The sequence below is a fragment of the Neisseria sp. HMSC15G01 genome (genome assembly GCF_001808255.1).
GTDB classification, from domain to species: domain Bacteria; phylum Pseudomonadota; class Gammaproteobacteria; order Burkholderiales; family Neisseriaceae; genus Neisseria; species Neisseria subflava_A.
Map to the genome: position 1 here is coordinate 181,122 of NZ_KV792654.1, position 25,513 is coordinate 206,634.

Annotated in this window: 33 protein-coding genes, 1 tRNA gene and 1 pseudogene; 26 read left to right on the forward strand and 9 right to left on the reverse strand. The window is 50.2% G+C overall.

Annotation, left to right across the window (positions count from 1 at the left end; all coding sequences use genetic code 11):
• Positions 1-18: 18 nt before the first annotated feature.
• The 3 genes from HMPREF3139_RS01100 to coaD all read left to right on the forward strand — a co-directional run bounded on the left by HMPREF3139_RS01100 (position 19) and on the right by coaD (position 1,765).
• Complete coding sequence (locus HMPREF3139_RS01100) at positions 19-294, forward strand: oxidative damage protection protein (RefSeq protein ID WP_070459650.1); 276 nt, start codon at positions 19-21, stop codon at positions 292-294.
• Positions 295-458: 164 nt separating this feature from the next.
• Entirely contained in the window at positions 459-1,145 is a 687-nt protein-coding gene (locus HMPREF3139_RS01105) for a Bax inhibitor-1 family protein (protein ID WP_070459653.1), read from the forward strand.
• Positions 1,146-1,252: 107 nt separating this feature from the next.
• On the forward strand, positions 1,253-1,765 hold the full coding sequence (gene coaD, locus HMPREF3139_RS01110) for a pantetheine-phosphate adenylyltransferase (protein WP_070459656.1): 513 nt from the start codon (positions 1,253-1,255) through the stop codon (positions 1,763-1,765).
• A gap of 47 nt (positions 1,766-1,812) precedes the next feature.
• On the opposite strand, the gene HMPREF3139_RS01115 is transcribed toward coaD, so the two are convergent.
• Complete coding sequence (locus HMPREF3139_RS01115) at positions 1,813-2,373, reverse strand: hypothetical protein (RefSeq protein WP_070459658.1); 561 nt, start codon at positions 2,371-2,373, stop codon at positions 1,813-1,815.
• Positions 2,374-2,577: 204 nt separating this feature from the next.
• On the opposite strand from HMPREF3139_RS01115, the gene HMPREF3139_RS01120 reads away from it, so the two are divergent.
• The 10 genes from HMPREF3139_RS01120 (at position 2,578) to HMPREF3139_RS01160 (ending at position 8,454) form a co-directional block, all read left to right on the forward strand.
• A tRNA-Phe gene (locus HMPREF3139_RS01120) sits at positions 2,578-2,653 on the forward strand.
• A 39-nt stretch (positions 2,654-2,692) separates the two neighbouring features.
• Positions 2,693-2,860, forward strand: a complete 168-nt coding sequence (locus HMPREF3139_RS10995; protein ID WP_159069505.1) for a hypothetical protein — start codon at positions 2,693-2,695, stop codon at positions 2,858-2,860.
• Between the two features lie 102 nt (positions 2,861-2,962).
• Positions 2,963-3,871: a hypothetical protein gene (locus HMPREF3139_RS01125; RefSeq protein ID WP_070459661.1), complete on the forward strand. Its 909-nt coding sequence runs from the start codon at positions 2,963-2,965 to the stop codon at positions 3,869-3,871.
• Positions 3,849-4,151: a GNAT family N-acetyltransferase gene (locus tag HMPREF3139_RS01130; protein WP_219089325.1), complete on the forward strand. Its 303-nt coding sequence runs from the start codon at positions 3,849-3,851 to the stop codon at positions 4,149-4,151. Before HMPREF3139_RS01125 ends, HMPREF3139_RS01130 begins: the two co-directional genes overlap by 23 nt.
• Before the next feature lie 19 nt (positions 4,152-4,170).
• Positions 4,171-5,337: a beta-ketoacyl-ACP synthase III gene (locus tag HMPREF3139_RS01135; protein WP_070459664.1), complete on the forward strand. Its 1,167-nt coding sequence runs from the start codon at positions 4,171-4,173 to the stop codon at positions 5,335-5,337.
• Positions 5,338-5,733: a DarG family dialkylresorcinol biosynthesis protein gene (locus tag HMPREF3139_RS01140; RefSeq protein ID WP_070459667.1), complete on the forward strand. Its 396-nt coding sequence runs from the start codon at positions 5,338-5,340 to the stop codon at positions 5,731-5,733.
• A gap of 8 nt (positions 5,734-5,741) precedes the next feature.
• On the forward strand, positions 5,742-6,416 hold the full coding sequence (locus HMPREF3139_RS01145; RefSeq protein WP_070459670.1) for a glutathione S-transferase family protein: 675 nt from the start codon (positions 5,742-5,744) through the stop codon (positions 6,414-6,416).
• Positions 6,417-6,578: 162 nt separating this feature from the next.
• The gene (gene tsaB / locus HMPREF3139_RS01150; RefSeq protein WP_070459674.1) at positions 6,579-7,253 is read left to right on the forward strand and encodes a tRNA (adenosine(37)-N6)-threonylcarbamoyltransferase complex dimerization subunit type 1 TsaB; all 675 of its coding nucleotides are present in this window, start codon (positions 6,579-6,581) and stop codon (positions 7,251-7,253) included.
• Complete coding sequence (rimI, locus tag HMPREF3139_RS01155) at positions 7,250-7,693, forward strand: ribosomal protein S18-alanine N-acetyltransferase (RefSeq protein ID WP_070459676.1); 444 nt, start codon at positions 7,250-7,252, stop codon at positions 7,691-7,693. The genes tsaB and rimI overlap by 4 nt, the downstream gene beginning before the upstream one ends.
• Positions 7,687-8,454 (forward strand): uracil-DNA glycosylase family protein, encoded by a 768-nt coding sequence (locus tag HMPREF3139_RS01160; protein WP_070459679.1) that lies wholly within the window; start codon positions 7,687-7,689, stop codon positions 8,452-8,454. Before rimI ends, HMPREF3139_RS01160 begins: the two co-directional genes overlap by 7 nt.
• A 71-nt stretch (positions 8,455-8,525) precedes the next feature.
• On the opposite strand, the gene HMPREF3139_RS01165 is transcribed toward HMPREF3139_RS01160, so the two are convergent.
• The 8 genes and pseudogenes from HMPREF3139_RS01165 to HMPREF3139_RS01190 all read right to left on the reverse strand — a co-directional run bounded on the left by HMPREF3139_RS01165 (position 8,526) and on the right by HMPREF3139_RS01190 (position 14,504).
• A complete protein-coding gene (locus tag HMPREF3139_RS01165; protein WP_049332237.1) occupies positions 8,526-9,314 on the reverse strand; it encodes a thiazole synthase in 789 nt (262 codons plus the stop codon).
• Between the two features lie 118 nt (positions 9,315-9,432).
• A complete protein-coding gene (gene thiS / locus HMPREF3139_RS01170) occupies positions 9,433-9,627 on the reverse strand; it encodes a sulfur carrier protein ThiS (protein WP_070459683.1) in 195 nt (64 codons plus the stop codon).
• A gap of 42 nt (positions 9,628-9,669) precedes the next feature.
• Positions 9,670-10,287 (reverse strand): thiamine phosphate synthase, encoded by a 618-nt coding sequence (gene thiE, locus HMPREF3139_RS01175; RefSeq protein ID WP_070459686.1) that lies wholly within the window; start codon positions 10,285-10,287, stop codon positions 9,670-9,672.
• A 114-nt stretch (positions 10,288-10,401) separates the two neighbouring features.
• Complete coding sequence (locus HMPREF3139_RS01180) at positions 10,402-10,860, reverse strand: methyltransferase family protein (protein ID WP_070459692.1); 459 nt, start codon at positions 10,858-10,860, stop codon at positions 10,402-10,404.
• A 67-nt stretch (positions 10,861-10,927) separates the two neighbouring features.
• Positions 10,928-11,071, reverse strand: a pseudogene (locus HMPREF3139_RS10835) (FAD-dependent oxidoreductase); the annotation flags it as partial.
• 100 nt (positions 11,072-11,171) lie between these two features.
• Positions 11,172-12,644, reverse strand: a complete 1,473-nt coding sequence (gene mgtE, locus HMPREF3139_RS01185; protein WP_070459695.1) for a magnesium transporter — start codon at positions 12,642-12,644, stop codon at positions 11,172-11,174.
• Between the two features lie 232 nt (positions 12,645-12,876).
• Entirely contained in the window at positions 12,877-12,969 is a 93-nt protein-coding gene (locus HMPREF3139_RS10425; RefSeq protein WP_036472778.1) for a methionine/alanine import family NSS transporter small subunit, read from the reverse strand.
• On the reverse strand, positions 12,969-14,504 hold the full coding sequence (locus HMPREF3139_RS01190) for a sodium-dependent transporter (protein ID WP_083290018.1): 1,536 nt from the start codon (positions 14,502-14,504) through the stop codon (positions 12,969-12,971). The genes HMPREF3139_RS10425 and HMPREF3139_RS01190 overlap by 1 nt, the downstream gene beginning before the upstream one ends.
• Positions 14,505-15,285: 781 nt before the next feature.
• Between HMPREF3139_RS01190 and gap the strand changes: the two genes are divergently transcribed.
• The 13 genes from gap to HMPREF3139_RS01255 form a co-directional block, all read left to right on the forward strand.
• Positions 15,286-16,314: a type I glyceraldehyde-3-phosphate dehydrogenase gene (gap, locus tag HMPREF3139_RS01195; protein ID WP_003682614.1), complete on the forward strand. Its 1,029-nt coding sequence runs from the start codon at positions 15,286-15,288 to the stop codon at positions 16,312-16,314.
• 100 nt (positions 16,315-16,414) lie between these two features.
• A complete protein-coding gene (gene uvrD, locus HMPREF3139_RS01200; RefSeq protein WP_070459703.1) occupies positions 16,415-18,622 on the forward strand; it encodes a DNA helicase II in 2,208 nt (735 codons plus the stop codon).
• Between the two features lie 524 nt (positions 18,623-19,146).
• Positions 19,147-20,511 (forward strand): replication initiation factor domain-containing protein, encoded by a 1,365-nt coding sequence (locus HMPREF3139_RS01205; protein ID WP_083290020.1) that lies wholly within the window; start codon positions 19,147-19,149, stop codon positions 20,509-20,511.
• A gap of 14 nt (positions 20,512-20,525) precedes the next feature.
• A complete protein-coding gene (locus tag HMPREF3139_RS01210; protein WP_070459708.1) occupies positions 20,526-20,843 on the forward strand; it encodes a hypothetical protein in 318 nt (105 codons plus the stop codon).
• A gap of 3 nt (positions 20,844-20,846) precedes the next feature.
• On the forward strand, positions 20,847-21,047 hold the full coding sequence (locus HMPREF3139_RS01215; protein WP_070459711.1) for a hypothetical protein: 201 nt from the start codon (positions 20,847-20,849) through the stop codon (positions 21,045-21,047).
• 86 nt (positions 21,048-21,133) lie between these two features.
• On the forward strand, positions 21,134-21,352 hold the full coding sequence (locus tag HMPREF3139_RS01220) for a major capsid protein (protein WP_070459714.1): 219 nt from the start codon (positions 21,134-21,136) through the stop codon (positions 21,350-21,352).
• A 59-nt stretch (positions 21,353-21,411) separates the two neighbouring features.
• On the forward strand, positions 21,412-21,867 hold the full coding sequence (locus tag HMPREF3139_RS01225) for a hypothetical protein (protein ID WP_070459717.1): 456 nt from the start codon (positions 21,412-21,414) through the stop codon (positions 21,865-21,867).
• Positions 21,867-22,145 (forward strand): hypothetical protein, encoded by a 279-nt coding sequence (locus HMPREF3139_RS01230; protein WP_036472918.1) that lies wholly within the window; start codon positions 21,867-21,869, stop codon positions 22,143-22,145. The genes HMPREF3139_RS01225 and HMPREF3139_RS01230 overlap by 1 nt, the downstream gene beginning before the upstream one ends.
• A 92-nt stretch (positions 22,146-22,237) precedes the next feature.
• Positions 22,238-22,474 (forward strand): hypothetical protein, encoded by a 237-nt coding sequence (locus HMPREF3139_RS01235; RefSeq protein ID WP_070459721.1) that lies wholly within the window; start codon positions 22,238-22,240, stop codon positions 22,472-22,474.
• Positions 22,475-22,525: 51 nt separating this feature from the next.
• The gene (locus tag HMPREF3139_RS01240; RefSeq protein WP_070459724.1) at positions 22,526-22,831 is read left to right on the forward strand and encodes a hypothetical protein; all 306 of its coding nucleotides are present in this window, start codon (positions 22,526-22,528) and stop codon (positions 22,829-22,831) included.
• Positions 22,824-24,353 carry an IgG-binding virulence factor TspB family protein gene (locus HMPREF3139_RS01245; RefSeq protein ID WP_070459727.1) on the forward strand — a complete coding sequence of 510 codons (1,530 nt, stop codon included), beginning with the start codon at positions 22,824-22,826 and terminating at the stop codon, positions 24,351-24,353. The genes HMPREF3139_RS01240 and HMPREF3139_RS01245 overlap by 8 nt, the downstream gene beginning before the upstream one ends.
• A 3-nt stretch (positions 24,354-24,356) precedes the next feature.
• A complete protein-coding gene (locus tag HMPREF3139_RS01250) occupies positions 24,357-24,650 on the forward strand; it encodes a DUF2523 domain-containing protein (RefSeq protein WP_070459732.1) in 294 nt (97 codons plus the stop codon).
• Positions 24,647-25,513: zonular occludens toxin family protein (locus tag HMPREF3139_RS01255; protein ID WP_141743124.1), on the forward strand; the 867-nt coding region annotated here is incomplete at its 3' end. The genes HMPREF3139_RS01250 and HMPREF3139_RS01255, both read left to right, overlap by 4 nt.

Genomic DNA, 25,513 nt, shown 5'->3' on the forward strand with positions numbered 1-25,513 from the left:
CATCATAAGGAAACCGCCATGACCCGTATGGTTCACTGCGTCAAACTCGGCAAAGAAGCCGAAGGCATGAAATTTCCGCCGCTGCCCAACGAACTGGGCAAACGCATCTTCGAAAACGTTTCCCAAGAAGCATGGATAGCTTGGACCCGCCACCAAACCATGCTGATCAACGAAAACCGTCTAAGCCTTGCCGATCCGCGCGCACGCGAATACCTCGCCCAGCAGATGGAACAATACTTCTTCGGCGACGGCGCAGATGCCGTACAAGGCTACGTTCCGCAAGAGCCGAAATAAGCATTGAAAAGCCAAGGCCGTCTGAAACCCAATTTTCAGACGGCCTTTAAAATTCCCGATTGCCCCGCATATTAGGCAAATAGAACAGATAAATCATAGAAACCCATGATTCTCTGTTAGAATCCAAATTTCATTCATTCTCAATCCATATTGGAGCAAACGCCATGCAAAACGACGTTTACGACTATACCTCACAAGGCTCGGTTGCCAAAAATACCGTCCTACAAAAAACCTACCGCCTACTCGGCCTGTCTTTCATTCCTGCCATTGCCGGCGCGTTCTTTTCCGTCAAAACAGGCTTTAACATTTTCTCCATATTTAGTTCGTATTGGATTGCCCTGGCCGCATTCTTTGGCTTCTTCTACGGCATGATCTTCCTGATTGAAAAAAACCGTTACAGCAACGTCGGCGTAGCCCTGTTGATGATCTTCACTTTCGGCATGGGTGTTACCATTAGCCCTATGCTGCAATACGCCCTGGCGATTAACAACGGCGCACAAATCGTCGGTACGGCTGCCGCCATGACTGCTGGCATATTCTTCACCATGTCCGCCATGGCACGCCGCACCACAATGAACATGAACAAACTCGGCAGCTTCCTCGGTACCGGTGCGATCGTGCTCATGATTGCCGTTGTAGCCAACATCTTCCTCAACATCCCTGCCCTGAGCCTGACCATCGCGGCCGGCTTCGTTGTCTTCAGTTCCCTGATGATTATGTGGCAGGTGCGTACCGTTATCGACGGCGGCGAAGACAGCCACATCAGCGCAGCGCTGACCATCTTCATCTCTATCTACAACATTTTCAGCGAACTCTTAAGAATCCTCATCGCTCTCAGCGGTGACGACTGATAAAGCCGCAAAGGCCGTCTGAAATTTCAGACGGCCTTTTTGATTTTTGACATCACCGGCAAACTCCCCTATCCTGAACGCCACACAAACCCTATTCACAACCCAAAATGACCACGACCACTCCGCGCCGTGCCGTGTACGCAGGCAGCTTCGACCCTCCCACCCTCGGCCACCTGTGGATGATACAGGAAGCCCAATCCCTCTTTGACGAACTCATCGTCGCCATCGGCACCAATCCAGAAAAGCGCAGCACCTACACCATAGAAGAACGCCGCGCCATGCTCGATGCCATTACCCACCCGTTCCCCAACGTCCGCATCAGCGTGTTTGAAAACCGCTTTTTGGTCGATTACGCCCGCGAAGCCAACGCCAATTTCATCGTCCGCGGCATCCGTTCCTCCGCCGACTACGAATACGAACGCTCGATGCGCTACATCAACAGCGACATCGCCCCCGAAATTTCCACCATATTCCTGATGCCGCCGCGCGAAATCGCCGAAGTGTCCTCCACCATGGTCAAAGGCTTGGTCGGTCCACAAGGCTGGCGCGACATGATAGGCCGCTACCTCCCCGACCCCGTCTATCAAAAAATCCTGCAAGACCACGAAACAAACGCATAAAACAAAGGCCGTCTGAAATGTTCAGACGGCCTTCCAATTTCCATTGATTATTTACGGGCAGACGTCAATGCCTGCAGATTTTGATTCAACGTTTCCATGTCCAACCAACCGGCGGCAATAAACAGCATCAGAATCACCGTACCCACACACAGCACCCCGATACCATACAACAGATAGCCCACCAAAACACGGCCTAGCGTCGCATTTCCCATCCACATCAAACCGCGTACCTGCACCACAAACACCCAAGCCTGCCACAACAGCGCAAACGCAGCCAACGCCGGCACATACAACACCAGCAACAGCGGCAGCAGCAAAGCCTCAGACACCAAAATAAAGCCCCACAAAGGCAGCCGGGGCGCACCGTAATAATGCAGCACCTTGCGCATCGAGCGACTCAACACCAACCATTTCACAATCACCAAAATCACCGACAGGCACACCGCCGCCGCGCCACTGCCAAACAAAGGCGACATGCTGGCCGCGTTCACCACACCCAACAGCAGCAACACCGCCGCCATCACCAAAGGCGAATACAAATACGTCTCCGGCGAACGATAGCGCAAACGCAAAACATCCCACATATCACGAACAAACACATACAGCATGGCATAAATCCAAAGCAAAAAAGCCGATTGTATCTTAGGCCGTCTGAAAATCAAACCGGCAAACCTAAAAACCGCCAATTAAAACGAAAAATAATTCAATACAAAACAAAATCTTAATTTACCGCCTCAAAAATAAAGCCTACAACCGCTTGCACAAGGCAACGAAATTTGGTTTAATTCACATCTCGCAACGAAACACGCGAAGGCCAGATAGCTCAGTTGGTAGAGCAACGGATTGAAAATCCGTGTGTCGGCGGTTCGATTCCGCCTCTGGCCACCACCAACCGCCTTGAAGCGGTTATTTTTTTATCTATACAATTTGCACGCATACTTTAAGCGCAAATCCCGTTCCAGACCATGCGTCCCGATTTCCACACAAGGCCGTCTGAAAAATTTCAGACGGCCGTTGTTTATGTTGGCATGGCATAAAAATCCGCTTCACCGCCCCATTCCGACAGAATACGGCGCTTCCATCCAAATCGGCTGAAACCTTCGCGAACATACTGAATATGAATAAAGTTCAAGGCAGGTCGGTTTACTATATAATACCGTCCAAACCAACCATAACTTACTCATTGCAGGGAAGATAATGAAAAAAGTGCTGATTGTGCATTACTCGCAAACGGGGCAGCTCTCCAGCCTGGCTCGAAATTTTGCCGCGCCGTTGCAAACAGCCGGCGTACAGGTCGATTGCGTCAATATCGTACCGGAGCAGGCATTTCCGTTTCCGTGGCCGTTTTGGCGTTTTTTCGATACCTTTCCGGAAACCGTCCATTTAAAACCCACCCCGATTCTGTCGCCGCAAATCCCATCCGAAGATTACGATGTGGTGGTTATTGCCTACACCGTTTGGTTCCTCTCTCCTTCGCAACCGATTACCGCCTTTTTGCAACGCGAAGAAACGCGCCGCCTGCTGGACGGCAAACCGGTCATCACACTTATCGGCTGCCGCAATATGTGGCTGGGTGCGCAGGAAAAAATGAAATCTTTGCTGAAACAAAACGGCGCCAAACTCATCGGCAACATCGTAAAAATCGATGACTGCAACAGCGCGGCAAGTTTCATTACCACGCCCGCATGGATGCTGACCGGCGACAAACGCTATTTCCGCTCCCTACCCTCCGCCGGCATTGCTGAAGAAGAATTGGCGGATGCGGCGCGGTTTGGTACGAAATTGCGCGATACACTATTGAACCAACAGCCTTTGGACGAAACCCTGTTTCAAAACATGGGCGCGGTAACAGTGAATGAAAAACTGATTTTCAGCGAACGTACCGCCGGCCGCAGCTTCTTCATCTGGGGCAAGCTTTTGATGGCGGCAGGCCGTATTTCTCCGCTCTTGCGCCGTGCCTTGTTGTGCTTCTACATCGTCTTTTTATTGGCGATGATTTTGGTGGTTTTACCCATCAGTGTAATTTTGAAAAAACTGCTGCATCCGCTGCTCAAAGGCCGTCTGAAAAAGCTGGCGGATTATTATGAACAACCGTCAGGCAGATAATCTGTTTCAGACGGCCTCAAACCAGGAATCCATCATGCCCGAAGTTATCCACTACCCCGAACGCCGTCGCTTTCAAATCGATATTGACGGTTTGGAAGCAGGCTATATCAGCTATACCGAACACAACGGCGGCTGGGACGTAAACCATACCGTGGTCTCGCCCAACTTCCGTCATCGCGGCATTGCCAAACTGCTGGTGAGCGCGCTGATGGAATACGCCGAAACACACCACATCCCGTTGACTGCAAGCTGCGACTACGCGGCGCGGTTTATCGGTTGATTATTTTGACAAACACATCATGACATCGAATAACACTCTCAAAGACGTTTATCTCAACCGCGTTTCTGCCTTTTTACCCAATGCCCCCGTCGGCAATGACGAAATGGAAGCCGTCCTCGGCATGGCAGGCGATGTGCCTTCACGCGTGCGCCGTATGATTTTGCGTTCCAACGGCATTTTGTCGCGCCATTACGCCATCGATCCCGAAAGCCGCCTCACGACGCACACCAATGCCGAGTTGGCTGCCGAAGCAGTCAACGGCCTGTTTGTCCAAGGCGTTGCAGCAGAAGCCATCGGCAGCCTGGCCTGCGCCACTTCCTATCCCGACCAAACCATGCCCGGACACGGCGTGATGGTGCATGGCTTGCTGGATATGCCGCCTTGCGAAGTGTTCAGCATGGCAGGCGTATGTGCGGCAGGTATGGCGGCGATGAAACACGCTTACAACGCCGTGCGTACCGGCGAACATGCACATGCGGTTTCCGTTGCTTCCGAAAATGCCTCGGCAGTCATGCGCGGCGAAGTGTTTCAAAGCGAAACCGACCATAAAAAACTGGAAAACGCGTCCCCTGAAATCGGGTTTGAAAAAGACTTTTTGCGCTGGATGCTGTCTGACGGCGCAGGCGCGGTGTATCTGTCCGACCGCCCCAATTCAGACAGCCTCAGCCTGAAAATCCATTGGATAGACCTGCTTTCCTACGCCAACGAAATGCCACCCTGCATGTATGCCGGCGCAGAATTCCGCGACGGCGTATTTGAAGGCTGGAAACACGCCGATGCCGATTACGGCCGCCGCCACAGCCTGATGGCGGTCAAGCAGGACGTCAAACTGCTAAACGAAAACATCGTCCGTTATACGGTGGAAAAACCCCTCTCCCAAATCGCCGCCAAACACGGCATCCGCGCCGAAGAAATCGATTGGTTCCTGCCCCACTACTCTTCCGGCTTTTTCCGCGACCGCCTTTCAGACGGCCTGAAAAACATCGGCTTCGACATTCCGCAGGAAAAATGGTTTACCAATCTGCACAACAAGGGCAACACGGGTTCGGCCTCGATTTACATCATCCTTGAAGAATTTATGCGCACTTTTCCCATCGAACACGGCCAAAAAATCCTGTGTTACGTTCCGGAAAGCGGACGCTTTTCAACATGTTTCATGCTTTTGGAAGCAGTAAAGGCCGTCTGAATGAAGATTGACGACATTCCTCAAGACAACAGCGCCAGCTACCACGGCCACCGCAAAGTCATCTACGGCACCCGCGACGGCCACTACGAAGCGGCCACCAGCAACGGTTGGCAGGACGAAGCCTACGCCACCGAAATGGCGGTGTTCGAACTCGATGCCCAAACGCAGGCCGCGCGCGAAGCCGTCAAAAAAGGCGAATACTCGCCGCTGTACTACCATATGTTCCGCTGCCGTTATGATGAAACCGGCTTGGCCCTGGCGGCAGGCGTATGGAAATGGCAGCTTCGTCGGCATTTCCGCCCCGAAGTGTTCGCCAAACTACCGGCCAAAACCCTGCAAAAATACGCCGATGCCTGCCAAATCAGCATAGACGGCCTCAAACAAACCAATATTTAAAGTCCCTCATGATTACCCTGCATTCGCTCAACCAATCCCGCGCCCTGCGCATTGTTTGGCTGCTTGAAATCCTCGGTACGCCCTACCGCCTGCAAACCTACCGCCGCCATCCCGACACTTTGCTCGCCCCTGACGAACTTAAAGCCATCCATCCCTTGGGCAAATCGCCTTTATTGGATGATGACGGCTTTATCTTGGCGGAAAGCGGCGCGATTACCGACTACCTGATTCAAACCTACGGCAACGGCCATCTGATGCCCGAACGCGGCAGCCGCGAATACTGGCAATATCAACGCTGGCTGCATTATGCCGAAGGTTCGCTGATGCCGTTATTGCTGCTCGGACTGGTGTTCCGCCGGATTGAAAGCGCACCCATGCCGTTTTTCGTCAAACCGATTGCCCGCAAAATCAGCGGCAGCGTTAAAAGCAGCTTTATCCTTCCGCAAGCCGCGCTGCATCTTTCCCACATCGACAGCGAGTTGGAAAACCGCGAATGGTTGGTCGGCAACAGCCTCAGCGGTGCCGACATCATGATGAGTTATCCGCTGCAAGCCGCAGCCGACCGCTTCGATTTTGCCGACTACCCCAATATCCGCGCTTATTTGCAACTCATCGAAGCGCATGAAGCCTACCGCCGTGCCGTTGAAAAAGCAGGTTCGCCTTTATTGAAACTTGACCAATAAAACAAGGCCGTCTGAAATATTTTCAGACGGCCTGAAATCTTGGTTCACTTATCGAATAGCTTTGCAGCAAACGGCATTTTTACCCAAGCGCCGCCCGAGTGCTTTGTTCCCTCTCGCCGTTCCACTATAATGGCAACCCATATCCTTCTAAAAAATAACACCATGCCAACCGACAACCGCCCGACTCTTGCCATCGACACCAGCACATCCTTTCTGTCCATCGCATTGGAACATCAAGGCGAAATCCGCCTGTTTCACGAAAATGTCGGCACCAAGCAATCCGAACAAATCCTGCCGCAAATCGAGCGCCTCTTTAAAGAAGCAGGCATCACTGCCGCCGATTTGGGCTACATCGTCTATGCACAAGGCCCCGGCGCATTTACCGGCCTGCGTATCGGCGCGGCGGTTGCACAAGGTTTGGCCACGCCGTTTGACACGCCCATGATCGGCATTCCCTGCCTCGATGCCGCCGCTTCGCTGCTGCCGCCATCAAGCTGCGTACTGGCGGCCACCGATGCACGCATGGGCGAAGTGTTCTACGCATGGTTTGATACGCAAAACCATGTCCGCTTGAGCGATTACACAGTTGGCAAAGCCGCCACCATTACCGCGCCCGAAGGCAAAACGCCTAGCGGCGGCATCGGTAACGCCTTTGCCCTCGCCGACAAACCGCCTTTTGACGGTCAAGCCGATATGCCGACCGCCACCGACTATCTTAAACTTGCCCGCAGCGGCCGCTATGTTGCTACTGACGCGGCACACGCCGAGCTGCTCTACGTCCGCAACAAAATTGCCCTGACCGCGCAAGAGCAAGCCCAACAAAAGGCCAAACCGTGAACCTGCGTCCAGCCGTACTTGCCGACTGCCCCACCCTTGCCGCCATCGACGCACAAGGCAATCCTTCGTCGTGGACGGTGAAGCAGTTTGAATCAGCTGTTCAACACCATCCCGACAGCATTTGGCTCAGACAGGCAGACAACCAAATTACCGGCTTTATCGTGTGGCAAACCGTATTTGACGAATCCGAGCTACATTTGATTGCCGTCGCGCCCGAATACCGCCGCCAAGGCATTGCGTCCGCCCTGCTGCAACACTGGCAAAACGCAGTGCAACAGCAAGGCGCAACCCGATTGCTGCTCGAAGTCCGCGCAAGCAATGAAACCGCGCAACAGCTCTACCGCAAACACGGCTTCCAAACCTGCGGCCGCCGCAAAAACTACTACGCCCTGCCCGACGGTGGCAGCGAAGATGCCGTATTGATGGAGAAATCATGTTAAGCAGCCGCTACCTGCACCTGCACGAAGCCTTGGGTTTGGGCCCGATGTGGCTGAACCAAAACGCCAAAATCATCCATGCCGCGCCTCAAGCCGCAGCATCAGCCGCACCCGTCCGCCCCAAAGCCATTGCTGCCGATACCGCGCAAGCCGTGCGCACTTTATCCGCAGGCGCCCATCGGGCACGCACTGCCGCCATTGCCACTGCACAAACGGCCAAACCTGCTGTCCGCGTTCCCGAAGCAGCACCCAAAGCCATTGCCGAAACACCGGCAAAAACAGAAAAAGCCGCGCATTCAGACAATCTGCCCCGTCTTGACGTAACCATCAGGCCGTCTGAAATCATGGTGGTCAGCATTTGCCCGTCCACCGAAGACAGCCTGCACGGTACGCTGTTTAGCGGCGATGTCGGCACGCTTCTCGACAACATCCTCGCTGCTATCGGCCTCAAACCCGAGCAGGCGCACAAAACCGCATGGGTCAAAACCGCGCCCGTATTTACCGCTCTCCCCGATGCCGAACACATCCGCTCCGAACTTGCCGAAATGCAAAACGAGCTGACCGCTTCGCAAGCGCGCGCAGTCTTGTTTCTCGGCAAAATCTTTGATAGCCCCGACATGATTGGACTGATGAACGAATTGTGCGGGAAGCGGCCGCATTTCGTCATTCCCCACCCCGCCCGCCTGCTGATGCAGCCGCAACTCAAAGCGCAGGCATGGCAAATCTTAAAGCCACTGAAACAGCTTTTGACCAAGGCCGTCTGAACATTCTGTTCAACCTGAAATCAGGTTTTTTACCAATAAAAAAGGGCGTGTTCGACACGCCCTAATGTGTATCAATATTCCGCCGAATGCCAGAAAGGCTGGCCCACCGTCGGCGTACTGGCGCGCGCTTTCTCACGCGCCTCCACAGGTTCCGCCTCATAAGCCAGACGGCCCGACTCGACCGCAAGCGCAAAAGCGCGTGCCATATTGACCGGATCGCCACTACGGGAAACGGCGGTATTCAGCAACACGCCGTCAAAACCCCATTCCATCACTTGCGCCGCCTGCGAAGGCAAACCCAAACCCGCGTCGATAATCAACGGCGTGTCGGGCAGGCGTTCACGTAGGACTTTCAGCGCATAAGCATGAACCGCGCCCAAACCCGTGCCAATCGGCGCCGCCCACGGCATCAACGCCTGACAGCCTGCGTCAAGCAGTCGGCGGCAGGCAATCAGGTCTTCGGTGCAATAAGGCAGCACTTTAAAGCCGTCTTTAATCAGAATTTCCGCCGCTTCAACCAGTTGGAACACATCCGGCTGCAAGGTGTCATCATCGCCGATGAGTTCGAGCTTGATCCAATCGGTATCAAACACTTCGCGTGCCATTTGTGCAGTAGTTACGGCTTCCTGCACACTTTGGCAGCCTGCGGTATTGGGCAACACAGGTACGCCCATTTCTTCCAACAATGACCAAAAGCCCTGCCCGTGCGCTTCGCCGCCGCTGCCGGCGCGGCGTAACGAAACGGTAATCATCGCCGGTTGCGCGATTTGAACAGACTGCTTGAGGATTTCCGGCGTCGGATAAGCAGCCGTACCGAGCAGCAGCCGTGAAGGGAAAGTTTCTCCGTATAGGGTAAACATGATGGATTCCTTTGTAATATTTTTTAGATTTTAAGCATAAGGCAATCGGGCAACCCTGCCCGATATTCAAACAGGCAAAAGTCGAGCGCAAATACCCAACCTATTGATTGCAAACTGCTTATCCGCCGACTACGGGGCGCACAATGTCCACTTTGTCGTTTTCGTTTAAAACCGTTTCCGCATACGCGCCTTTGGCGACAAAATAGGTATTGACGGCAACGGCAAACGGCTTTTGCGGCGCGGTTTGGGCGATAAGGTCGGCAACGGTTGTGCCGTTTAATGTGATGGCTTCATTGTTCAATATAATCTTCATAATGTTTGCTCCTCTTGTCAGACTTCTTATTTTCAGACGGCCTCATTCATTCCACAAAGCCTGAAACGCTTTAACCACCGCTTCGGGATTTTCCGCTTCGGTCACGGCGCGAACAACAGCGAGCGAGGAAACGCCGGTGGCAAGCACATCTTCGGCGTTGTTCAAATCGATGCCGCCGATGGCGACGACGGGCGTGCCGCGTGCCTGTCTGACGTATTCGCGCAGTTTGTCCAAACCTTGCGGGGCGGTTGGCATTTGTTTGGTCGTAGTCGGAAAAATCGCGCCGCTGGCGACATAGCTGGGGTGTACGGACAAAGCGCGGTCGAGTTCGGCGACGGAGTGCGTACTCAAACCCAAGCGCAAACCGGCGGCGGTAATGGCGGCAAGGTCGGCGGTGTCCATGTCTTCCTGTCCGAGATGTACGCCGTATGCGCCCGCTTCTATCGCCTCGCGCCAGTAGTCGTTGATGAAAAGCTGCGTACGGCTGCCCTGACAGGCGGCGACGCAGCGGGCGATTTCGCATTTCAATTCATCGCCGTGCAGGGTTTTGCAGCGCAGTTGCACCGTGTCGGCACCTGCTTCGACCATGCGCTCCACCCAATCGGCGGTGGGAACGACGGCGTAGAATTTGAGCGGGGATTTTAGGGGCGGGAAGGTCATGGGGTGTCCTTTTTCATTTCTTACGGAGCAATAAAGGTTGTCTAAAAACATCGAGTATTCGCATTCATGCCGTAGAGCAGAAGAGGGGCGATACTTGATGGGAAGCTTTCGCTTTTATAACCAACGGCGGACGCGCCGACAATAAGACTCGTACTCTGCACCGAATTTCTGCGCCAAAACGCGTTCTTCGGGCATGATTTGAAAGCGTGTCATATAGGCAACAAATGCAGCCAAAAACAACCACGGCAGCGGGTGCGCCAAATAGCCCGCCCAGGCGACCAGCCAGCAGCCCAGACCCGCATACATCGGATTGCGACTGAAACGGTACACGCCGTCTGAAACGAAGTGTTCGGTTTGTTCGGGGTGGAGCGGGCTGATGGTCGTGCGCAAACGGCGAAACGCCCACACACCTAATACGCTCAACAGAGTCCCAAACACCATGAAAACAACCGACAGCAATATAGGAAAGCGCGGCAATATGTCGGCTAACGCCGACACTTGGGTAGAGATGTACATCAACAACGCACAAATAAAACATATCGCCGGCGGCGGAATTTTGGTTTCTAAATTCATATTGTTACCTTTATAAAACTGATGGCGCGACGTTTTCAGACGAACTAAAGCTTATTTTACCTCAAGCTTATTTTCCAATATACGCCAAACCGCTTTCTTCATCACGTTCGGGCGCGTCTTTTCCGTCAAACAGTGCCACTGCCAATCTGACGGCGGCGGCGGTTACGGCAGGGGAAATCATGAAACCGTGGCGGAAACAGCCGAAAATCTGTGTTTAGGTTTCGGCTGTTGGGGGGAAGGGCTTTTTTGCAAAGGTCTCGGCCTTTTAAACGGTTTGAAAAAGGACGTGTCGAACACGTCCTTTTTTCCTATTACAACAGGAATATGGTTGCCAATCCCAAGAAAATCAGGAAGCCGCCGGAGTCGGTGACCGCGGTAATCAGCACCGAGCTGCCCAATGCCGGGTCGCGTCCGGCTTTGTCCATCATGACGGGAATGAGGACACCGACGGTCGCGGCAAGCAAAAGGTTCAAGGTCATCGCGGCCACCATGACCAAACCGATGCCGATGTTGCCGTAGAGCAGCCATGAAATCACGCCCATCACGGTGCCCCAAATAATGCCGTTGACGAGGGCGACGCCGACTTCTTTTTTCAGCAGGCGGCCTGCCTGCGTGCTGGTCATTTGTCCCATCGCCATGGCGCGGACGATCATGGTGATGGTTTGGTTGCCGGAGTTGCCGCCGATGCCGGCGACGATGGGCATCAGCGCAGCCAGTGCGACGATTTTCTCGATACTGCCTTCAAATGCGCCAATCACGCGGCTAGCGATAAAGGCGGTACACAGGTTGATGGCAAGCCACATCCAGCGGTTTTTCACCGAGTCCCAAATCGGGGCGAACAAGTCCTCTTCTTCTTGCAAACCGGCCATGTTAAACATGTCGGCTTCGGATTCTTCACGGATCACGTCCACCATTTCGTCAATGGTGATCCTGCCGATCAGCTTTTTGTTTTCATCGACAACCGGCGCGGTTACCAAGTCATAACGTTCAAACGCCTGCGCCGCTTCTTCCACGTCGTCTTCGGGACGGAAGCGCACGACATCGGTGGCCATCACGTCCGCCACCATGTCTTCGGGGTCGGCGACCAAGAGTTTGCGGATGGGCAGCACACCTTGCAACACGTCGTTTTCATCGACCACGAAAATCTTGTCGGTATGGTCGGGCAGGCTGTCGAAACGGCGCAAGTAGCGCAACACGACCTCACACGTCACATCGGCGCGGATGCTGACCAATTCAAAGTCCATAATCGCGCCGACTTGGTTGTCTTCGTAAGACATCGCCGCTTTGACCTGCTCGCGTTCTTCTTCATCACGCGTTTGCAGCGCTTCGTACACCACTTGGTGCGGCAAGTCGTCTGCCAGTTCTGCCAATTCGTCTGCGTCCAAATCATCGACAGCGGCCAACAGCTCGTCTTTGTCCATGGACTCGATCAGCATTTCGCGTACGGAGTCGGATACTTCCAGCAACACTTCGCCGTCGTCTTCAGGGGCGACCAAAAGCCAAACGATGTTACGCTCGCGCGGTGGCAGAGATTCCAAGACGGCGGCCACGTCGGCAGGGTGCAACTCGGCCAAGAGGACGGTCAGCTCGGTGAACTTGTCGCACAGGCTTTCGTCTTCAATCGGCATGCCTGCTTCGATTTGTTCAAATGACGGCTCAAGGATTTCGCATAAGGCGTGGATGCGGTCGATATCGTCAGAGATGCGATCGTCAGAAATGCGGTCTTCTACCACATCATTGTCGGGGATATTGTCGAGATTCGGAGGGGTTTGTTCGATGCTCATAAATGCTCCGCCCGCCAGACGCGGGAAGGCATTTCGGCGGGATGATTATTGTTGTTGTGTATCAGATGGGAAGTTCAAAGACGAACTGGGAAGGTCCATAATTCAAGCCTGCTGAGAGGCGCAGAGTTGTAAACGGTCCATATTCTACTCTTTTTTAGGCCGTTTTACCATTTTTAACGGGAAAGGCCGTCTGAAATTTAAATTTCAGACGGCCTTTTCATTTGCTCAAACCTTATTCTTTAGGCAGGCGCAGGACGGAGACGATGAATCCGCCCCAAATGACGATCAATGCGACAAGCATCATAATAATGGCTGAAGTACTCATTATTCGTCTCCTTCACGTTCGTGTTCATGTTCGTCTTTGACGTTGAAGTTCTGACCATGTTTCCACGGCAAGAAAGATAGCAGGACGGACAATACCAAGAGAGTGCCTACCATGCCCCAACCGAAGATATTGAGGAAGCTGTCAGGATAGCCGCTGTAATTCTCTTTTAAGAGGCTGGCAGTATCTTGATACAGCATATAGCCGAGCATAGCGACGGTAACCACCACGCTGGCAGTCCACACTTTACCGACACGGATGGAAGACAGCGCGTTCAAGTGGTTGCGCAGTTCCGGCAGCTTGTTCAACAAGACAATCGCCAAAACATAAATAAAACCGGAAGCCACAATGCCGTAGGTATTGATGAATTTGTCCAACACATCCAACACAGGCAGGCCGGTAGTCGTACCGAACAGCAAGGTAGAAATAATTGCCATTGGCACGCCTGCAATCAGCGTTGCGCTGACACGGCCAATGTTCATTTTGTCTTGAATCGCAGCCACAATCACTTCAACGATGGAAATCATCGAAGTGACACCGGCAAACACCAGAGAGCCGAAGAACAACACGCCGATCAACGCACCCATAGGGGCTTGGTTAATGATGGTCGGGAACGCGATAAACGCCAAACCGATACCGTTGGATGCCACTTCGCTGACTTCTTTGCCTGCGGCTTGAGCCATAAAGCCCAATGCGGCAAATACGCCGATACCGGCGAGCAACTCAAAGCTGCTGTTGGCAAAGCCGACAACCAAGCCAGTACCGCCCAAGTCGGTTTTTTTCTTCAGGTAAGAAGAATAAGTAATCATGATGCCGAAGCAGATGGAGAGCGAGAAGAAAATCTGGCCATATGCGGCTACCCAGACTTTCGGATCCGCCAAACGGCTCCAGTCAGGCGTAAACAAAGCGTTCAAACCTTTTGCCGCACCCGGCAGAGTCAGCGCAATGCCCACCATGATGACGAACATCACCACCAACAAAGGCATGAAGAATGTAGATGAACCGGCCACGCCTTTTTGTACGCCCAAAGCCATAATCGCCAGCGTAAACACCCACACGGCAATCAGCGGACCGGCTACTTTGCCGACAAAATCCAAGCCCAAGTCTTTGGCATCGGCCATTTGCAGGAAGTCTTTGAAGAAGAATGCCTGCGGATCTGCACCCCATGCCGAAGTCAAAGAATAATAGGCATAGCTTGCCGCCCAGCCGACAATCACGGCGTAGTAGATACAGATGATGACGTTGGTCAGGAAGTTCCACCAACCCATCGGCTCAAACAAACGGCCGAGGCGGCGGAAAGCCAAAGGTGGCGAGCCGCGGTAACGGTGGCCGATGGCGTAGTCGAGCAGCAACAGCGGAATACCTGCCGTCAACAGCGCAACCAAGTAAGGGAGGACGAAAGCACCGCCGCCGTTGTCGAAAGCGATGTAAGGGAATCGCCAAATGTTGCCTAAGCCCACGGCCGAGCCGATGGCAGCAAACATAAAGGCGCGGCGACTGCTAAACGTCGCGCGTTCGCTGGATTGAGAATTTGACACGATGAACCTCTTAAAAGTCGAGTGCCGCCAAGGCCGTTCAGCCTTGCGCGTATATATTTAGGAATCAGGCCGGGCAAGCCGGTCGGTTAAAGTAGATATTCGGACAAGGATAATATCCGGTATAGAGGATGCACCGCTTATGGCCATGCAAACATAATCTGACCTTATCGTAAAAAAATTTAACAGTGTTGACAAGTCATAATTAAATTAAAATCACAAGCAAAATCTTCATACACTACGACTAAAACCTTCATACACTTATTTATATAACCCCCAAACACAGCTCAATCCACCGTTTTTCCCTCCCTTGTTCCGACAATTTTCCCCTTTGCTAAAAACCGCCCTCCCCTTATCCGGCAAGGAAAACCGGGAATCCAAGGCGTTTAAATTCCATGTCATCAAAAATGTTCAGACGGTCTTTTCCTTTTGCTCGATTAAACCCGGGCCGTCTGAAAATTACACTGTTGTATGTTGTAATCAAAAGCCACACTCAAATTCTGTTTAATATAAACAAAAACAATCCGCCTTTTCCCGTTTCATTCATTACCATGATTTAAAACGAGCATAAAACACTAAAAACAGAATTAATAAAAAATGAAATTTCAAAAAATATTAAATAACATTAAATTTAAACCTGTATTTCTACTCTAATCATCTACAATTAAAAATAATCGAACCTAAAATTTTCAATAAAACATTAATTACACAGCACTACATTTTTGCTATAATTGCCACCATTCACTCCCCACCCAAACCCAAACCCAAAAGAAGAGGAAAAGCCATGGGTATCAAAGTTGCCATCAACGGCTACGGCCGCATCGGCCGCCAAGTAGTGCGCGCTATTTTTGACTACAAACTGCAAGACCAACTCGACATCGTTGCCATCAACGCCAGCGGCAGCATCGAGACCAACGCCCACCTGACCAAATTTGACACTGTTCACGGCCGCTTCAACTCTGAAGTTTCCCACGATGAGAAACACCTCATCATCGACGGTAAAAAAATCCCTTACTTCTCTACCCGCAACCCAGCCGAATTGCCATGGGGCGAATTGGGCGTTGACCTGGTAATGGAATGTACTGGCGCGTTCACCAGCAAAGAGAAAGCCAAAATCCACTTGGAAAGCGGCGCGAAAAAAGTGCTGATTTCCGCTCCCGGCGGCGATGACGTAGACGCAACCATCGTTTACGGCGTAAACGACGACGTGATTACCGACGACATGACCGTTATCTCCAACGCGTCTTGTACCACCAACTGCCTGGCACCTGTGGCCAAAGTATTGAACGAAAACATCGGTATCGTAAACGGCGTGATGACCACCATCCATGCGCTGACCAACGACCAAACCGTAACCGACGTACGCCACAAAGACCTGCGCCGTGCGCGTAGCGGTGTGGAAAACATGATTCCGACCAAAACCGGCGCTGCAAAAGCCGTCGGTTTGGTATTGCCGGACCTGAAAGGCAAACTCGACGGCCTCGCCATCCGCGTACCGACCGTCAACGTTTCCCTGGTTGACCTGAGCTTCCAAGCAGGCCGCGACACTTCCGCCGAAGAAATCAACGCGCTGATGAAAGCCGCTTCCGAAGAAGGCCGTCTGAAAGGCGTATTGGCCTACAATACCCTGCCGCTGGTTTCTATGGACTTCAACCACACTACCCAAGCCAGCACATTCGACTCTACGCTGACTAAAGTCACCGCAGGCAAAATGGTTAAAGTGTTCGCATGGTACGACAACGAGTGGGGCTTCAGCTGCCAAATGCTGAACACCGCGCGCCGTATGTTCGGTTTGGAAGTACGTCCGTTCTAATCGGCTTCCAACACAAAGGCCGTCTGAAACATCTTTTCAGACGGCCTTTTGTATTTCCTTTAAAATATCGCATTCCCATTTATTTTCAGACGGCCTCTTCATGTTTCCCAACGAATCCGCCCCCAACCTCCTGCAAGGCTTAAACCCCGAACAACTCTCCGCCGTAACCTGGCCGCCGCAATCCGCCCTCGTTTTGGCAGGCGCAGGCAGCGGCAAAACGCGCGTACTGACCACGCGTATCGCCTGGCTTTTGCAAAGCGGACAAGCCAGCGTGCACAGCATTATGGCGGTAACGTTTACCAACAAAGCCGCCAAAGAAATGCAGACCCGTTTGGGCGCAATGATCCCAGTCAACATCCGCGCCATGTGGCTCGGCACGTTCCACGGCCTCTGCCACCGCTTTTTGCGCCTGCACCACCGCGACGCAGGCCTGCCCTCTTCCTTCCAAATCCTCGACAGCGGCGACCAACTTTCCCTGATCAAACGCCTGCTCAAAAGCCTCAACATCGCCGAAGAAATCATCGCACCGCGTTCATTGCAAGGCTTTATCAACGCGCAAAAAGAATTCGGTTTACGCGCTTCCGTCTTGAGCGCACCTGATCCGCACACACGTCGCATGATTGAGTGCTACGCCGAATACGACAAAATCTGCCAACGCGAAGGCGTGGTCGATTTTGCCGAACTCATGCTCCGCAGCTACGAAATGCTGCAAAACAACGAAATCCTGCGCCAGCACTACCAAAACCGATTCAACCACATTCTGGTCGACGAGTTTCAAGACACCAACAAGCTGCAATACGCGTGGCTGAAACTGATTGCCGGCAACCACGCCGCCGTCTTTGCCGTCGGCGACGACGACCAAAGCATTTACCGATTCCGTGGCGCAAACGTCGGCAACATGACCGCGCTGATGGGAGAATTCCACATCGACGCGCCCGTCAAACTCGAACAAAACTACCGCTCCGTCGGCAACATCCTCGCCGCCGCCAACTCCGTCATCGAAAACAACGACGAACGCCTCGGCAAAAACCTGCGCACCGACGCCGAAGCAGGCGACAAAATCCGCTACTACTCCGCCTTTACCGACCTCGAAGAAGCCCAATTCATCGTGGATGAAACCAAAGCCCTCGAACGCGAAGGCTGGGATTTGGACGAAATCGCCGTCCTCTACCGCAGCAACGCCCAATCCCGCGTCATCGAACAAAGCCTGTTCCGCAGCGGCATCCCCTACAAAATCTACGGCGGCTTGCGCTTTTACGAACGCCAAGAAATCAAACACGCCCTCGCCTACCTGCGTCTCGCCGTCAATCCCGACGACGACAACGCCCTCTTGCGCGTGATTAACTTCCCACCGCGCGGCATCGGCGCACGCACCATCGAAAACCTTCAGACGGCCTCAAACGAACAAGGCATCACCCTCTGGCAGGCAGCCTGCAATGCCGGCTCAAAAGCCACCAAAATCGCCGCCTTCGTCCGCCTGATTGAAGCCCTTCGCAACCAAGTCGGACAAATGCCCCTGTCCGAAATCATCGTCGGCATCCTCAAAGACAGCGGACTGACCGAACACTACCGAACCCCAAAAGGCGACAACCAAGACCGCCTCGACAACCTCGATGAACTCGTCAACGCCGCCATCGAATTCAAACCCGAAGACAGCAACTTTGAAACCCTGCCCGAAAACATTTCAGACGACCCCGCCTTCCCCATCCTCGCTTTCTTGAGCAACGCCGCCCTCGAATCCGGCGAAAACCAAGCAGGCGCAGGCGAAAAAGCCGTACAACTGATGACCGTCCACGCCTCCAAAGGTTTGGAATTTAACGCCGTCTTCCTCACCGGCATGGAAGAAGGCCGCTTCCCCAGTGAAATGAGCCTTGCCGAACGCGGCGGCCTCGAAGAAGAACGCCGCCTCATGTACGTCGCCATCACCCGCGCCCGCAAACGCCTCTACATCACCATGGCGCAACAACGAATGCTTCACGGACAAACCCAATTCGGCATCGTCTCCCGCTTCGTCGAAGAAATCCCGCCCGAAGTATTGCACTATCTGTCCGTCAAAAAACCCGCCTACGACAGCTACGGCAATACACGCCCAACCGCCGTACAACGGGACAAAATCATCGAAGACTTCAAACAGCCGCAAACCTACGCAGGCTTCCGCATCGGCCAAAACGTCCGCCACGCCAAATTCGGCACCGGCGTCATCATCGATGCCGTGGACAAAGGCGAATCCGCCCGACTGACCATCAACTTCGGCAAACAGGGCGTGAAAGAGCTGGATACCAAGTTTGCGAAACTGGAAGAGATGTAGAAGGGAGATGACAGAGGTCGTCTGAAACCCGTAGCGTGGGCTTTGCCTACGAATCAAACTCAAAATTTCAGACGACCTTATATATTACGCCCCGTGAAAGGGGCAATTAACCAAACTTAACAAACCCCTTTCATTAGCCAAGTGAAAGGGGCTTTTTTATGTCAGCAAACATTATTTTCAGTTCGTCTTACTGGCGAATATTCAAATTAAAAAATTCATGTGTTTTGTGCTTTTACAGATTCCAAGTAGGAAAAGCCCATGAACTGGAAACGCAAGAAACGTTTCCAGATTTGTTGGAAACGCTGAAAAAAATAGATTCGGCAGGCTCTCACTATCCTGTCATTTTAACTTCGGACGGTTCGCCGTTTATTGTTCTTTAATAGTTTGTCGGAATGAAGGGCTTTCGGTCGCAGACCGTCGGACGCGCGCCAGCGCGGCAGACGGGAAGCGGCAGAAAGCCCCCCCCTTGACTAACAGGGGGGGAGCAAAAATCAAAGCCCCGAAATTCCAAAAGAGGGGAGCAGATGAGCCAAATAGAATATTTCTCACATTTCATCACGGATGAGCGGGGGAAACTGATTGAAGTTCCGCAAAGGCGGGGCATACAGGACGGCGTTTTCATAGACTGGCTTTCTATAACATTCCATGAAGACACATTGGTAAAAATCGCCGGATGTCCGTTGGTATCAGATACTGAATACATGTACGTCTTGAGCAGGAAGTTGGAAGAAATTTTAGGTTTCGGCATTACCCGAAAATGCAAGTCCAAAGGTAACAAGTTTTATGAATCCATGTACCGGCTCGGATCGGAAGATGTGGATTACGGAGAAGTCCATTATGGCGGCCAGCGCGATACCGTTTTGATTGAGCTGAAAGGCGTCGGGTGCAATCTCGCGCAAGCGGGTTGGGAAGTAAGGATGAGGCAGTTTTTGGAAAACGCCGTCCGACCAAGAATAACCCGAATCGATTTGGCGTTGGATTTTTTCGATGGAAGCTATACACCTGAGCAGGCACTGTTAGACCACGATAACGGCTTTTTCGACAATCACAATATGCGCCCGAAGTCCGAGACAGTCGGGTCGGCATGGCGTAAAGAAGACGGCACAGGTAAGACGTTCTATGTTGGTCGGAAGAAAAATTCCCGATTTGTCCGCGTATACGAAAAAGGACGTCAATTGGGTGATAAGGACAGTCCATGGGTCAGGTTTGAAATACAGTTTAACCATGGAGATATAGAAATACCGTTTGAGATTCTGACAGACGAAGGCGGTTACTTTTGCGGCGCATTTCCCATATGCAGCACTTTCAAAAATATGCCGCAAGAAAAACGGTTTGAGCCGAGAAGTAAAGCACTGAATCTGACGTTCGGCCACAAACTGAAACACGCAAAGAACGCCGTCGGCAAGCTCGTCAATTTCATGTCCGATTTAGGTTTCACGGCTGAAGAAATTGTTAGGCATCTAAAAGCAGAACAAGGTTATCCCAAAGGTCTGGAGCCTGAAAAATACGATTTGAACGAATTGAGGCAGGCAGAAAGAAGCGGGTTTATACACGAATCGGCGGAAGCGGCACTTGATTTTGAAGTCATGGCTTTAGATTTAGATTCAGTCTGTTTCAAACTGTCTGATGGCTACGACCCGCATAAACGTCTTTTTGATGTCCAGTATGAAGCAGATAGAAAACGCAAAGAAGACGAAGCGTATGAACAATGGCTGCAGCATAAATATGAAGAAGGTTTACCGCTCGCCGAGCAGATGAAGCGAAGGACGGCGCGATGGCATAAAGAAACAGCGCGAAACCGTATTAAAAATTCCAAGTATCGGCTTTATTGCGGTGAATATAGGGCTTATACCAAAAAGCCCGTCAAATTTGATTGGTATGATTTTTAAGAAAGGAAATATCCATGTTTAACCAAACCCAGATTATCACTTATCCAGCAACCTTTTTAGGTGCAAAAAAATTCAAAGGCGAAATTGACGGCTCGAAGATTGACAGTTGTTCCGTCTTGGTGGCTACACCGCTCCCGTCTCAATCGGGTAACGCCGTAGGATTCACCGCAGCGCAGATGAAGTTCGGTTCAAGCGATAACTTTGCAAAGCTGGAAAACCTCAGTTTCCCTTGCGAAGTCATGATTACCGTAGAGATGACTTCGACAGGCAAAGGCATGGTTCCCTCCCTGAAAGAGTTCCAAGTACAAACAGAGGCAAAGCCGAAAGGCTAAATCATGAAATATAAAGAACTGTTCATAGTTCAGGATTTGGAATCACATGAATTCATCTATCCCGATCCGTTTGGCGATACAGGTTTTACCCAAAATCTAAAATCTGCCGGGCATTTTGAAAGTTATGAAGACGCATTTAATGCCGGAATGGAAGAAATAGGAGGTGGATTCCAAATCTTCGCATTCTATTTGAAAGAAGAATAAGTTCACAGGCTCGGCGGGTGGTCTGTAAAACCTTTCACAAAGCCCGCAAAACTATTTTTTATAAACATTCCATAAAGGAAAACATCATGAAATTCATGAACACTTGCCGTAAATACGGCGCAAAACTGGCTGTTGTTGCCGCTGCTCCTCTGGCTTTCGCTACTCAAGCATGGGCCGAAGTACCTGAAAGCGTTAAAACAGATTTGAATACTGCAAAGACTGATGCATTATCTGTTGCGGCCATCGTACTGGGTATTATCGCTTCAATCTTCGCTATCCAGCTGATCCGCCGCGTATTGCGCTAATTTGAAGCATATTTCAGACGACCCCTTAAAGGTCGTCTGAATTTTAAAGGGGCATAGAGATGTCGATTTTAGACACATTATCGAAAGAGTTTGGATACAGCCTTGCCGATATAAAAGAAATCGGCGGCTATGTTTTGTCGGCATATGGCGGACTTTTAGGTATCGCCCTGATACGTTCGGTTATCGACGGCAGAAAGGCTAAAGCAGCCGCCGAACGCAAAGAACGTCGTGAAGAAATTCGGGAACGGCTGGATGAAATCCGATTAAGACTTGCCGAAATCCGACTGGCAAAAGCCGAAGCTGAAATTAAAGCACATGAAGCCGAAGAATCGTCAGATGAACACGAAGAGTGTGAAGACAGACGTCGAACGCAGGAAGAAGCCTTAGCCGTTTATGAAGAACTCGTAGCAGAAGAGCAGGAACTTGAAGCACAGGAACAAGAGTTCGAAACGATTGCAAACGGTATAGGCGAAGATGAAGACGAAGACGGCGTTTATATCTATAAGGATTGCTGATGGGCTATCAAGTTGGAAATAACTGTTACGCAACCCGCCAAGACGCCGAAAATGTCTATTTCAGCCTAGTTCCTCCGAAGATTGGCGATGACGGAAAGCTTTATCAGCTTAATTTTACAAAGTTCGGTTGGAAATATGGGGAGCAGATTTTAAAAGCTGAATTGCCTGAGTGTAACCCGATAGACAGCATGAAGGACGGATCCTATATAGGCTGGTCAGTAGTTGCCATCATGGCAGCGGTTTGGGGTATTAGGTTGATATGGCAGAAATTAAGGTAAAACCATGATGGATTTTTATTTTTATCTTGGTGTGTTTGTTCCGGTCGTGGTGGGCTGGATGATTTTTAAATAGGTAGTGATTAGGTAGTGATATGGAAGATGATTTTGAGTATGAACAAGGGGCTAGTTATGGTGGAGCAGATTATGGCTTCGGTGACTTTATGGAGCCTGACTCTGATCATGAAACGCACGAAGAGTATATGGAAAGGGTTTGGTCAGATGGTTATGACCAACATCAGGATTATTTAATTTTTCTGATTGATGCAGGTATTCTGCCAGAAGATAGTACGGTTGAAGACATGATAGCAAGTGGTTATGGTTCGTTTTAATGAAGAAGCGATATAATCTAACTTTCAGCAACCATTACGAAAGTTAGTATTATGTTTATTAGAATTTTTAATCTTGTTTTTGTTCTTCTCTATTTATTGCATTTTTTAAATATTATTTTTATTCCTAATGAAATTAGATATTTCATGATGGCATCTTATCTAGTTATAAATTTATTAGGTTTCATTCAAAATAAATTTAAATCTAATAATAAATTATCGGATAACGATGATTTTTATTTAATGAATACAAGTCCAAAAAAACCGAGTCCATCAGATCCTGATATGGTTAAGTTCATGGCTGATTTAAATAGATCTATAGAAGAGAAGAAGGGAATAGAAAAAGTACGAAATGAATAAATTAATTTTGTTTTTCTTCTTTTTTTTGGGAAGTTCTTATTTATTTGCTGGCGATATTAATATTAAAGGTAAATCAGTTACTTATAATGGTCAGCATACAGCACACTGGGATAAGCAGCCTTGGAATAGGTCTGTTTCTGATAATTTATATCGTAAATTTCAAACGGAAGCTATGAAGGCTCGCTATGAAGGGTATTTGGCAAAACAAACTGTAAATGCAACGGTTGAAGCCCAAGTATCCCGAAAAGCCGTCCTTTCTGGCGCATTCGGTCTAGTTAAAAGTGGCGCAAAACTAGCCGTTTCAAGTCGAGGCAATCTCTACATAGGCGGCGCACTGCTTGCTTACGAAGCTTATCAAGCCGTTAAGTCTCCTTTGGAATCAGAAGGCTACATATGGAATGAAGTCAGCGAAGAATTTTTAAAAGAATGGCCAGCGAGAAACTGTATTGTTACCCAAGATAGAGAAGGAAGATTACAAAAAACCGCATGTTATGGCGTTGATAGTTCTGTTTTAAGTGCTTATAAAAAAGGTGGTACAAGCAGAAGAGAAGCAGAACAACTTATGCAGAGCCAAATGGAAAAACTTGCGGAACCTTTTTGGGAAAAACAAAAGCATGAACTAGATAACAAAGATAAATCAAAATTTTGGCAATACTTTTTTTTAGACGGATGTCAATTTAATTTGAATGGTGGCAATTGTACAGTTAAAAGAGGTAGCGACATTAGAAGTCCATTTTCATTTACTTTATACATGAGAGATACAGAAGTTCTGACACAAGAAAAATTCTTACAAATTGCTACCCCATCTATTGACGCAAACCCTACCCCTTTTGTAGAAGGCACGGGTAAACCTGAATATAACGAAAAAGTATCAGTCCCTGCCGGTACTGTTGTAACCATTGGCCCTGTCACTCCCGAAAACGGCAAACCGGTTCAAATTACCATTACTTTCGGTCAAGATTCAAATGGCAACTCAACTGCAAAAGTTGAAACAACGCAGCGTCCTGATCTTGATCCCGGTAGTCCAGAAGCACCTAAATCTAAACCTGAAGGTAATCCTGACGGTAATCCCGATGGAAAGCCTGATAAAAAGCCGGATGATAAACCCGATCCAGATGATAAGCCTGATAAACGTCCGGATGATAAACCTGATCCGGATGATGATCCATCTGATAAAGATAAAAGAAAAGAAGATAAAAAAGATGACAAGAAAGAAGAATCTAAGGGGTTACTTTGTAATGTTTTCCCTGACATATTAGCTTGTTCAGAAAAAGGCGATGTAGAGGAACAGGAAGAACCTTTCAAAATTCCTCATACAAATAACGAAACAACATTTAGCCCCGATTTCTTCCTACCTGATAATGGTGTTTGCCCTGCTCCACGAACTGCAACCTATTTGGGCATAACCATGGAATTTAAATATGACATGATTTGTAATTTTGCCCAAATGATACGATTCCTTGTGATTGGTATCGCTGCGGTAGCAGCAGCATTTATCATGTTTTCAAGTAGAAAGGACTAAAGCATGAAAGCTGCATTTTTTGCCATATTACAAAGGCTATTAACCTATATTGTTGCAAAAGTATTTATTGCCCTTGGCATTAGTTTTGTAACCTTTACAGGTTTTACAGTTGGATTAGGTTTTATAAAAGACTACGTAAAAAATCAGTTCAACTCAATGCCATCAGACATTCTTCAAATTGTCATGATGGCAGGTTTCGGCCATGCATTAGGTCTGATATTCGGTGCATTTGCATTTAACGTTGCCATGCAAAGTATCAGCAAACTGTCATTTATTCCAGGGGGAAAAGCTAAATGATTATTTTACAAACTGGCGTTCCGGGCAGCGGAAAGACCGCTTCTGTCGTCAATATGTTGATGACCGACGAAAGCTACACCCACTTTACCGACAAAGACGGCGTAAAGAAAAAACGCCCACTCTTTGTCAACGGTATTCTCGAACTTAAAATAGAACACGAAGAACTTTCAGACGAACAAATCAAATCCCAGCCGTTTCAAGATTTCCTCCCTTATGGTTCGCTCGTTATCATAGACGAAGCACAAAGGCTGATGGGTACACGTTCCGCCGCTTCAAAAGTACCGCCGTTTATTGAAGCCTTGGCAACACACCGCCATCACGGTTTGGACATCGTGTTGATTACTCAACATCCTAGCTTCCTTGACAGTTTCGTCCGCCGGCTCGTTCAACGGCATATGCACGTTTCCATCAAGCCTGTCGGGCGCAAACTCTACGAGTGGAACGAATGCGTCGACCAGCCCGATAGCAGCGTCAATATTGCCAAAGCCATTGAGCGGACGTTTGTCGTGCCTAAAAAGACCTTTGGCATGTATAAATCCGCCGAAGTACACACTAAGCCTAAACGCCGCATACCCAAAAGCCTGATATTCGTCGTCTTGTTTATACCGCTGTTGATAGGCTTTACCCTTTACACGATAAACAACATGAGCAAACGATTTAGCGCAGACGAACAACAAACGACGGCCACAACTGCCACGTCTTCTGACGTAGATGGTACGTCTGAACATCAAAATACCGCTTCTCCTGCTGATATAGGGCAAAACCTCAAACCCGAGGACTTCGTCCCCACGCTCGCCGAAAAGCCTGAAAGCAAGCCCATTTATAACAACGTCCGACAGGTCAAAACATTTGAGTACCCTGTT